Here is an 8,636-nt window from a genome sequence, read left to right on the forward strand (position 1 = left end):
GCGCGAGCCAGCGTAGTAGTGAAGAAATAAAAATTACCAAACGCTCCATTCCAGAGCTCTGTATATGTTTGAAGAACCGAACCACCAGTTAAGGAAATAATAATGCCTCCTATTGCTAAGCCAAAAATAACTGCAATAATCGGCTGAATTAATGATTTAAGAAGTTTCTGCAACTGTATCACCTTCTACCGTTCCTCCTGCCATTAATATGCTTAGTTTCTCTTCTGTTGCTTCTTTCCTTGTAAGCTCTCCAACAATACTGCCTTCGTACATAACTAAAATTCGATCTGATAGTGAGATAATCTCCGACAGTTCCGAAGACACAAGTAAAATAGCGGAACCATTATTCCGTTTTTGAATCAAGGCATCATGAATACGTTCCATTGCCCCAATATCCACTCCTCGCGTTGGTTCAGCAGCAAGTAGAAAAGAAGTGTTTTGCCCAAGCTCTCTGGCAACAATCAATTTTTGCAGATTTCCCCCTGACAGCTCTCCGGCTTTTTGCTTAGATGAAGTGGCTTTAATCGAAAATTCATTTATCCATTCCTCCACGCTCGACTTGAATATCTTTCTTTTCAGCCAGCCCATCTTCGAGTAAGAAGCTTTATACTGATAGCCCATGAGTGCATTTTCTTCGATCGTATCGTCCTTAGAGGCTCCCCACATATAGCGATCTTCTGGAATATGAGCGATTCCTGCCTCTCTTCTTTCACGCACAGATCGCCCTGTAAGATCTTCATCCCCAAGTTTAATACTTCCGCTATCTGTTTCTACTAATCCAGCAATTGTTTGAAGAAGCTCCGATTGTCCATTTCCCGAAACGCCTGCAATACCTACAATTTCGCCTGCAGAAACGTGAAGAGACACATTTTGCAATACGTTTTTTTGTCCTTTTCCTTTTAAAAAGAGATTTTGTACGTTTAAATGAGAGGTACCTTGTGATGGTATTCTTGCAGGACGCTCTTTTAATTCTCGCCCTACCATCAGCCTGGCTAGGTGGTGAGCATTGGTATCTTCTTTACTTGTGACGCCGGCTACTTTACCATTTCGAAGAACCGTAATGCGGTCCGCTACTTCCATCACTTCTTGCAGCTTATGTGTAATAATAATGATACTTTTACCTTGAGAAGCTAAAAAACGGATTGTTTTTAATAGTTCCTTCACTTCATGAGGAGTAAGAACGGCGGTAGGCTCGTCTAAAATAATGATTTCTGCTCCTTGATACAGCACTTTTAAAATTTCAATTTTTTGYTGTTCTCCAATTGAGCAATGTTTTACTTTCTTATGAACATCTACTGAAATTTGATAGGTTTGGGTTAATTGCTGTACATCTGCTTTCGCCTGCCTTCTATTAAAAAAGAGGCCTTTCTTTGGCTCATGCCCCAAGACAATATTTTCAGCCACTGTAAAATGCGGAAAAACCATAAAATGCTGATGCACCATGCCTATTCCATTTTTGATCGCATCTGCAGGAGATGAAAACGAGACGGTTTTCCCATGTAGCTGAATACTTCCTGAACTCGGCTTTTCCATTCCGTAAAGCATCCTCATCAACGTCGTTTTTCCAGCGCCATTTTCTCCAACCAGCGCGTGAACCTCGCCTTTTTTCAGTTTAAAGGACACGTTATCATTTGCTGAAAATGAACCGTATTTCTTCGTCAAATTCGTTAACTGCAGCAGCTCACTCATTCTATTCATTGCTCCTTTCCCCATTAGGATTTTTTCAAAAATAAGAAAGAGAAGCCAGCCTTACTCGACTTCTCTTTTCAACTCACTTTGCTAACGGATCTTTTACCACTGTTTTTCCATCAATAATCGAATCTTTAATTTCTTTTAATTGTTCAATTACACCTTGCCCTACAAAGTCATTAAGAGGCGTCTTGCTGTCTTGAGTCACATACGTTAACCCAACACCTTTTTCTTTTAAGCCGTATTTCACTACACCGGATTTAAATTTGTCATTTGCGAGTGCTTCTACCGTTTCATAAGCAGCCGCATCAGATCCTTTCAACTGCGATAAAACGATATGCTCAGGATCTACTTCCGTAYGGTCAATATCTTGGCCTGCCGTATAAAAACCTTTTTCTTTTGCTGCTTCAAATATACCCAAGTCGCCTACCGCTGAAGCTCCGGCGATAAAGTCAGCTCCTTTTGAAGCCTGTAAAATAGCAAGTTCTTTTGCTTTAGCTGGATCAGAGAAGCTTCCAACATAGTTTACTAGAAACTCTGCTTTCGGATTTGTTGATTGTAATCCTTCTTTAAAACTTACCGTCCATTTTTTTAATAATGGAATATCATCAGCAGCAACCATTCCTACTTTATTCGTTTTTGTAACTAATCCTGCTGCTGCTCCTAATAAATATGAAGCTTCTTGTTCACGGAATACAACGCTTCTTACATTTGGTAAATCGACCACTGTATCAATAATCGCAAATTGACGCTGCGGGTTTTCTTGAGCTACTTTTTTCAACGCATCTTCGGATTCAAAAGAAGATGTAATAATCAAGTCATAGTTTTCTGCTACGGCAGCACGCAAGTTACTTTCAATGGCTGCTTGATCCGTAGATTCAATTGTCTTCACATCAATGTTATACTTCTTTCCAGCGCGTTTTGCCCCATCATCCATTTGTTGAAAAAACGGGTTAACTCCAATCTTTTCGGGTAAAACAAGAGCAATTCGCTTCTTTCCTTTCTCTTCACTTCCACTGCTTTTTGTGCTTTTTGACTGACAGCCAGTTACGAGTAGTACAAGCGCAACTGCTAAAACAAGAAATCTCTTCATTTGACTTACTCCCCCTATRATATAAAAAAAGCTCTTCCTTTATATAAAGGAAGAGCTCGTTAACCAAACGTCTCTTCCTCATCTTCAAGAACATACTGTTCTTAAGGATTTGGCACCATTCTGTCATAGACAGCGGTTGCCGGGTTTCACAGGGCCAGTCCCTCCACCTCTCTTGATAAGGAAAACAATAGCTATTTGTTTTATGTAATATAGTCAATATTATATAGTCAATATTAATAGTTTTTTAACAATTGTCAATATTATTTTTCTTTTTCATGCAAAAAAACTTTAAAAACACATAGGATTATACGGTTTTAGTCTACTAAAATACAGATCAATCTTCTAAATTAATCATCACATGCCTCCTAGCAAAGCGCTTACGGTAAGTCTGCTAGTCTTCTAGAAGGGCATGTGTAGCAGAGCACTTTTATTACATCTCTTTTGTTAACCCACTATTGATTGAAAACACTTTACCAAGAATGTTAGACTTTTCCTGATCGATATTTTTTAAGAGGTGTTAACGTTGAAATTGATGAAAGAATTATCTGGAGTAGCTATTGGACTCATTATCGCTTTGGCGGTTTCAAAAATCTTTTTTGATACCCCGACCAACATTGGAATTGTAGTTATTTTTATTACTAGTATGGTAGTAGCAGGTATAGCAAAAGCGAAACTAAGATAAGATAACCTAACTAAAAAACACCACCTTTTATTCGCAAGGTGGCGTTTTCTTTTAATGATTTTAGTATGTAGTAATTCTAAGTGAAAGCTTTTACCCTTCTCCATCAATCATCGTATACTTCTTGGCAAAACGCTTGTAGTAAATTTGCTCATCCTCTTGTCCATCGTTAAAAACAAGTCGGTTATGATCAATATCTTTTTCTTTTAACATATAGCCTTTTTCATTCATCATATGAATATATTCATCTAAATGTCCTTTTTTTACCATATAGTGAAGAGCATCATCTGAATCTGTAGTCCTCGCTACATCTTGACTTCCCACTTCTAGCTTGAATACAGCTGTTGCTGTTTGAACGGGACGATAATCTCCAAACAATCTTTCCCAATTTAATAGCAGCAGCGCTCCGGAAATTATTATACACCCTCCAGCCGCCACGGTTAGTACAAAACCTTTTGACACTACTTTCTCTCCTTTACATTCTTTTTCTTCTATTTAATACAACGGATTGCCCTAAACTTGTTTTTACGCCAAGTCCTAGATACACGGCAGCACCTAAAGCAATTGAAATACAAGATGTGCTAATCGCAAGTGAAGATGCAGACAGCTTATTTTCTAAAAAATAGTGAGAAGTATAATTGCCGATAATCACAGCGGCTGACATCACACTTACTAATAAAACAGGTGTCAACGCAGCTTGTCCCAGTGATTGAACTCGGTAAGAAATGGATTTTTCAATTAAATAAAAGTTATATATAACCGATACACCATACCCTCCGTAAGTCGCGACAACCGGTCCAATTTCTTTTAAGCTTGAAACCAGCAGTACGTTTAATACTATCTTCACAACAATTCCTAAGCCCAAGCCTAAGATTAGCTTCTTTTGCTGATTAATTCCTTGGAGAATTGCGGCTGTTACTGTAAAAAGAGCAAATAAAATGGCAGCAGGCGCGTACCATTGTAAAACAACTCCACCGATTTCAGGACTGTTTTTTGCTCCAAAAATCATCATATATACCGGCTTGCCTAATAAACAAAGCCCCACGGCAGCAGGAAGAGTAAAAAATAACAGCAGCTGCAGTGTTTTTGTAATTTTCCCTTTTACTTCCCGTAAATTTCCTTGCACAAAGGAAGACGTAATGCCCGGAATCAGCGACATGCTGAAGGCAGTCGCTAACGATACTGGCACCATCACCAAAATCTGGGCTAATCCAATAACGGAGTTGATCGTTTCGGCTTTAGCTTGTCCATATCCTATTGATTGAAAGAGCATGTTAATCGTAAACGTATCAATATTTTGATAGATAGGAATAGCTAAACCAACTAATACAAACGGAACGGCGTATGTTACAAGCTCTTTGGACATTGAAGAGAACGAAACGGACTTATTATTCTTTCCGCTGTTCACTTCTTTCATAATCAACCGCTTGCGCTTCAAATAAACCGCTCCAAGAATCACAATTCCCCCTACGCCTCCAATAAACGCTCCAAACGTGCCGATTCCAACAGCTTTTGTCATTGTGCTATGAAAAAGTTGAATAACAGCGTATGCTCCTGCTAAAATGAACAACACTCGCACTATTTGTTCAGTAATCGTACTTAGCGCGGCCGGTCCCATAGACTGGTTACCTTGAAAGTAGCCTCGTAATAGACTCATAGGCGGGATAACAATTAAAGCAAAGCTTACCATTTGGATGACATACACTACGTCTTTTTGACTATTTCCTGAGGAATCTTTTCCGTTAATGACTAGTTCAGCGAGCCACGGTGCCATCGTATAGAGGACTAAGAAACCTATTATGCCCGTTATTGTCATTAATAGAAGTCCTGCTTTTAACAAATCTTGTCCCGCACGGTAGTTTCCAAGACCGTTATATTTCGATACATACTTCGAAACAGCAAGCGGAAGACCCATTGTCGACAAGCTTAGCATCAAGGTATATGGACCGTATGCATACTTATAAAGCGCGTAACCTGACGTTCCCACTAAGGCTGTGAAAGGAATAATATAAATAAAGCCTAAAATCTTTGTTAATAAAGAAGACGCTGTTAATAAAAGCGTACCTCTCATCAAATTTTTTTCCATACATCAAAACTCCAGAAATAAATATTGTATTTTTAACAAATACTTGATTTATTGTATCATACTTACAATTATTATCTAGTTTTTTATAAAACATTAGAACCCTCTCTATATTACGTTTTTTACCTAATAAAGGAATATAAACCAATCTTTTCACCTATGATAAATGAATCGTTTTTTGCTTTTTACTTTAACTGACGTTTACATTCTAAAAGACGTGTTACATTATATATATCAGTTACCAACTCAACTAAGACTCCTTGATTATTCTGGCCTACCTGTTCTTTTAGGTAGACTGAGGTTGCTAAATCGTTATATATAGGAGGAAAAAATCATGAAAATGAAACAACGACTATCAAAAGCAGCGGCGGCTGCAACGATTACAGGAATTGCTGCGTTTGGATTTGCTCCTGTCGCTCAGCTTGATACACCAGCACATGCAGCTACATCTCAAGAAACAAGCAGTCAAAGTCAAACAGCTGTAAAAAACATTAATGAAATTTACAACGCCGCAGTAAAAGGTGAAGTGCCACGCTTAACGGCAGACTTCAAAATTGGCAAAACACTGCGTCAAGACGTTCGCGATCAGTTCGGTCCCCCGCCTGAAGGTTCATCAAACAACTTTGACTACTATCACGCGGAAATGGGTCACCCTGGATACGCATTTGGCTATGATCAAAATAACGTCATTAACGAAATCCGCTATTTTGGTACAAATGTAGAGCGTCAAACAAATCTAGGCTCCATCACCCAAGCTAACTTAAAGAAAGAATTAGGTCAGCCGAACTTTACAGGCAAAGTAAAAGGTGATGGTACTACTCAAACGAAGTACACCTATCACGCCGGCGCCTATGATCTTGAATTCATTTTTGATGATAGCAAAACGTTAAATCACGTTAATTTAGTTAAAAAACCTTAAGTAATAGAAAAAGTAGCAGGCAGCCTGCTACTTTTTTTCATGAAATAAAACCAATGCTGAATCCGCTACGTGTTCATACCCAATCTCCATATAAATCTTGTTAGACGTAGGATTTGTCATATCTGTGTATAAACTTGTTGTTTGAAATCCTTCGTCTAGCATAAGCTGAGAAAGCGTGGATACACAGCTTGAGGCATAGCCTTTTTTACGTTCTTTTTGAGGCGTATATACAAAGTTAATCGTAATGTTATGGGCCGTTGGACGCGTAGCATTGGCAATCGAGACATACTTGCCATTCACTTCCCATAGGAATAACCTTCCTGCTTTAATAAAAGCTTCTCCTGTTTTGGCAGCTTGTTCTTTTGATACAGGCTCTCCAATGACGCCCATAAACTCCCAAATCCATTCTGTCACGAGCGGAAGGTGTTCCAATCTTGCTTTTACCAGCATTCCTTCAGCTTCCGCAGCTTTTTTTACTTTGTCTAACCGATAAATACGCTGATCCATTTTTAAAGAAGCTTCTTGATTTTTTAGCGCTGCTAGTTTTTGAGAAAGATATAAAACTGTTTGTTTCTCTCCAACTAAGCCCGGTATGTTGATTTCTTGTAACAGCTCTGCCGCTTCGCTTAGTTCAACCTCCGTTAGCTGCTGTATCTGAGACAGGATGATTTGCTTAGGATGGGTTTGCAGTAATACAAGCGCAGCACAGCTGTCTTTTAAAATAACACCCATAAAATTTGGTTTGCTGCTTTTATTTAAGCTGTGTAAAATGCCAAGCGCTAAGTTATGAAGAATTTCATTTTTCGCTAAAAGCGGTTCTACATGGTTTTTAAACTCCTGCACTTCTCTATATTTACATAGCTCAATCATTTTCTTTGCACCTCCATCTGATTTTCCATTTTTCAGTAAAAATATTCTAACATAAAAAAGCTCTTCCTAGTTTCCTAGAAAGAGCTTTTTTTAGAGAACGTTATTAACTTGATAAACATACATCGTACGTATGCTTTGTATAAACAAATCCTTCAAAAATAAGACGGGCTGTACGCACTACTTTGATTCCGTTAACCTGTCCAGCTTTCAGATCCACACTGGTTTCCATAATTCCCATTGGATGAGCAAGTCGAACGGTATCGCCTTTTAATTGAACCATTTCTGACGGAAGCGTGCCTTTTGTATAGATAGCCGCTGTTGTACAAATTGCTCCTGTAATGGCAAGCGTTTGATGCGGTTTTTGCATCGACATCATGCGAATTAATACGTCCATTTGAGAAGCCGCTTTGTCTCTGCCCGTCCCGTCGCGGTGGTCCATAGGAGGAGAAATAATCGTCATTTTTGGAACCGCTGGTGACAGTTTGGTTGCTTTGTCTTGAGGTGCGAGCCCCGTTTTTCCAGCTGCAATGGAGCGAATTTCTTCAAATAGCTTCAGCTGTTTGTCCGTGTATTCATGCGGAAGTTCTGCTCCCTTTAGGCCAATATCCGCTGCTTTAACAAATACAAGCGGATTTCCTACATCAACAATTGATGCTTTTATTATCCCAATGGATGTTTGCAGAAGATCAATAGCGTTCCCCGTCGGAAGCAGTTTTCCAGTAACGGCTCCTTCTCCGTTTTCAAACGAAAGATAAATGGGTGAACCCGTACCTGGCACTCCAGGAATCATACACGATCCTTCTGTTTTCACTTTTCCGTTTTCTACTTCTACTTCCGCTACGATTACTTTTTTCGTATTCGTATTATAAATCCGCACTTTAGTCACCGGTTCCACAGCTTGTACAAGTCCTTGTTCAATCGCATAAGGTCCGACTGCTGAAGAGATATTACCGCAGTTCCCTTTAAAATCAACGAGAGATTCGCTGATGCTAACCTGCGCAAACGTGTAATCTACGTCAGCTTTTTCTAAATCTGACTTTTTAATAATCGCAATTTTACTCGTCAGCGAATTGGCTCCGCCGAGTCCATCAATTTGACGTTGATCCGGACTTCCCATTATATCTAGCAAAAACGGTTCCCAATCCGATTTGTTCACAGGCATTTCTTCATGATTGATAAAAACCCCTTTACTCGTTCCACCTCTCATAACCGTTACAGGAATACGCGTCMTATTAATCACCTTTCTCCCCTACTAACAAACGCCGAGGCGTTCATCTCGGCGTTTGTTAGTAGGGGAGAAAGG

Annotated in this window: 8 protein-coding genes, 1 pseudogene and 1 riboswitch; of the genes and pseudogenes, 2 read left to right on the forward strand and 7 right to left on the reverse strand. The window is 39.2% G+C overall.

Features of this window, described 5'->3' with window-relative positions:
- The 3 genes and pseudogenes from AC1DRF_RS11755 to AC1DRF_RS11765 all read right to left on the reverse strand — a co-directional run.
- Positions 1-182: pseudogene (locus AC1DRF_RS11755) on the reverse strand (ABC transporter permease); the annotation flags it as partial.
- Positions 157-1,689, reverse strand: coding sequence for an ABC transporter ATP-binding protein (locus AC1DRF_RS11760; RefSeq protein ID WP_477740803.1), 1,533 nt, complete (start codon positions 1,687-1,689; stop codon positions 157-159). The gene AC1DRF_RS11760 and the pseudogene AC1DRF_RS11755, both read right to left, overlap by 26 nt.
- Before the next feature lie 82 nt (positions 1,690-1,771).
- Positions 1,772-2,782 carry a BMP family protein gene (locus tag AC1DRF_RS11765; RefSeq protein WP_477740799.1) on the reverse strand — a complete coding sequence of 337 codons (1,011 nt, stop codon included), beginning with the start codon at positions 2,780-2,782 and terminating at the stop codon, positions 1,772-1,774.
- Positions 2,783-2,857: 75 nt separating this feature from the next.
- A riboswitch (SAM riboswitch) is annotated at positions 2,858-2,964 on the reverse strand.
- A gap of 332 nt (positions 2,965-3,296) precedes the next feature.
- Here AC1DRF_RS11765 and AC1DRF_RS11770 point away from each other — a divergent pair.
- Positions 3,297-3,464 (forward strand): hypothetical protein, encoded by a 168-nt coding sequence (locus AC1DRF_RS11770; RefSeq protein WP_477740800.1) that lies wholly within the window; start codon positions 3,297-3,299, stop codon positions 3,462-3,464.
- A gap of 90 nt (positions 3,465-3,554) precedes the next feature.
- Here AC1DRF_RS11770 and AC1DRF_RS11775 read toward each other — a convergent pair whose 3' ends face one another.
- On the reverse strand, positions 3,555-3,923 hold the full coding sequence (locus tag AC1DRF_RS11775; protein ID WP_477740801.1) for a hypothetical protein: 369 nt from the start codon (positions 3,921-3,923) through the stop codon (positions 3,555-3,557).
- A 13-nt stretch (positions 3,924-3,936) separates the two neighbouring features.
- Positions 3,937-5,547, reverse strand: a complete 1,611-nt coding sequence (locus AC1DRF_RS11780) for a putative polysaccharide biosynthesis protein (RefSeq protein WP_427075088.1) — start codon at positions 5,545-5,547, stop codon at positions 3,937-3,939.
- A 331-nt stretch (positions 5,548-5,878) separates the two neighbouring features.
- Here AC1DRF_RS11780 and AC1DRF_RS11785 point away from each other — a divergent pair, with 331 nt between their 5' ends.
- Positions 5,879-6,463: a YjgB family protein gene (locus AC1DRF_RS11785; RefSeq protein WP_097823124.1), complete on the forward strand. Its 585-nt coding sequence runs from the start codon at positions 5,879-5,881 to the stop codon at positions 6,461-6,463.
- A gap of 27 nt (positions 6,464-6,490) precedes the next feature.
- On the opposite strand, the gene AC1DRF_RS11790 is transcribed toward AC1DRF_RS11785, so the two are convergent.
- Together AC1DRF_RS11790 and AC1DRF_RS11795 are read right to left on the reverse strand one after the other, a co-directional pair.
- Positions 6,491-7,333, reverse strand: coding sequence for a GNAT family N-acetyltransferase (locus AC1DRF_RS11790; protein ID WP_318331449.1), 843 nt, complete (start codon positions 7,331-7,333; stop codon positions 6,491-6,493).
- 103 nt (positions 7,334-7,436) lie between these two features.
- Positions 7,437-8,573, reverse strand: a complete 1,137-nt coding sequence (locus tag AC1DRF_RS11795) for a PrpF domain-containing protein (RefSeq protein ID WP_477740802.1) — start codon at positions 8,571-8,573, stop codon at positions 7,437-7,439.
- Between the last annotated feature and the right edge of the window lie 63 nt (positions 8,574-8,636).

The organism is Priestia sp. P5_B4 (assembly GCF_056400385.1).

What these genes read in the sequence shown, in the direction of transcription:
- AC1DRF_RS11780 (WP_427075088.1), bottom strand. Translation starts at nt 5,547, where the DNA reads ATGGAAAAAAATTTGATGAGAGGTACGCTTTTATTAACAGCGTCTTCT.
- AC1DRF_RS11785 (WP_097823124.1), top strand. Translation starts at nt 5,879, where the DNA reads ATGAAAATGAAACAACGACTATCAAAAGCAGCGGCGGCTGCAACGATT.
- AC1DRF_RS11790 (WP_318331449.1), bottom strand. Translation starts at nt 7,333, where the DNA reads ATGATTGAGCTATGTAAATATAGAGAAGTGCAGGAGTTTAAAAACCAT.